General features: G+C 41.1%; 1 protein-coding gene. It reads right to left on the reverse strand.

What is annotated here, in order from left to right; translation table 11 throughout:
• A partial coding sequence (locus tag H4J75_RS19480) for a tandem-95 repeat protein (protein WP_182223036.1) occupies nucleotides 1–1,976 on the reverse strand: 1,976 nt, incomplete at both ends.

The raw sequence follows: 1,976 nt of genomic DNA on the forward strand, positions 1-1,976 counted from the left end.
GTCTGTGTATCACCTGCACCGTCAGTAACAATGTAAGTAATTACAGGAACAGCACCGTTGAAATTGTCATTAGGTGTAAAGGTATAACTACCATCGGTATTTAAAGTTAACTCACCTTCAGTGAGAGTAACGGTATCACCTGCATTATACGTATTACCCTCAACCGTAAAACTCGTTACTGTTAGTGGACCATCTGCAGTTTCAGCATTATCAAGCACATTGCCTGTAGCAATTGTATCTTCTGCTATCGTGACAGTTTCACTATCATCACTTAAATCTGAAACTGGTGTCACTGAAATTGTTAAGGTAGAAGTCTGTGTATCACCCGCACCATCAGTAACAATGTAAGTAATTAGAGGCACAGCACCATTGAAATTGTCATTCGGTGTAAAAGTATAGCTACCATCGGTATTTAAAGTTAACTCGCCTTCCGTAAGAGTAACGGTATCACCTGCATTATAGGTATTCCCACCAACCGTAAAGCTCGTTACCGTGAGTGGACCATCTGCTGTTTCTGCATTATCAAGCACATTACCTGTTGCAATTGTGTCTTCTGCGACAGAAACAGTTTCACTATCATCACTCAGATCAGACACTGGTGTTACTGAAATTGTTAAGGTAGAAGTCTGAGTATCACCCGCACCATCAGTAACTGTATATGTAATAACAGGAACAGCACCGTTGAAATTATCATTAGGTGTGAAGGTATAACTACCATCGGTATTTAAAGTTAACTCACCTTCGGTGAGGGTAACGGTGTCACCTGCACTATATGTATTACCATCAACAATAAAACTCGTTACGGTTAACGGTCCATCGGCAGTTGCTGAATTATCAAGCACATTGCCTGTGGCAATTGTATCTTCTGATATCGTGACCGTTTCATTATCATCGCTTAAATCTGAAACTGGTGTCACTGAAATTGTTAAGGTAGAACTCTGAGTATCACCAGCACCATCAGTAACGGTGTAGCTGATCACTGGCACAGCACCATTAAAGTTATCGTTCGGTGTAAAAGTGTAGCTACCATCGGTATTTAAAGTGAGTTCACCTTCAGTGTGAGTAACGGTATCACCTGCATTATACGTATTACCGTTAACCATAAAGCTGGTGACAGTTAATGGTCCGTCTGCTGTTTCAGCATTATCAAGGACATTACCTGTTGCTGTTGTATCTTCTGCTATCGTGACAGTTTCACTATCATCACTTAAATCAGAAACCGGTGTGACTGAAATGGTTAGGGTAGAACTCTGAGTGTCACCTGCACCGTCAGTAACAATGTAAGTAATTAGAGGAACAGCACCATTAAAGTTATCATTCGGAGTGAAAGTGTAGCTACCGTCTGCATTTAAAGTTAACTCACCTTCCGTGAGGGTAACCGTGTCACCTGAATTATACGTATTCCCACCAACAGTAAAACTGGTGACGGTCATTGGACCGTCTGCTGTTTCAGCATTATCTAACACATTGCCTGTTGCTGTTGTGTCTTCTGCTATCGTGACAGTTTCACTATCATCACTTAAATCTGAAACTGGAGTTACTGAAATAGTTAAGGTAGAACTCTGTGTATCACCGGCACCATCTGTGACGGTATAAGTAATCACAGGCACAGCACCATTGAAGTTATCATTCGGTGTAAAGGTATAGCTACCATCGGTATTTAAAGTTAACTCACCTTCGGTGAGGGTAACGGTGTCACCTGCATTATAAGTATTACCACCAACCGTAAAGCTTGTAACAGTTAGTGGACCGTCTGCAGTTTCAGCATTATCTAACACATTGCCTGTGGCTGTTGTATCTTCAGCTGTTGTAACAGACTCATTATCATCAATAAGATCTGATACGGGTGTCACTGAAATCGTTAAGGTAGAACTATCCGTATCACCGGCACCATCTGTGACGGTATAAGTAATTACAGGAACAGCACCATTGAAATTGTCATTTGGTGTAAAAGTGTAACTACCATCGGCATTTAA

Origin of the sequence: Colwellia sp. BRX10-1, from assembly GCF_014077545.1 — a bacterium.
In the GTDB taxonomy this organism is placed as follows: Bacteria; Pseudomonadota; Gammaproteobacteria; order Enterobacterales; family Alteromonadaceae; genus Colwellia_A.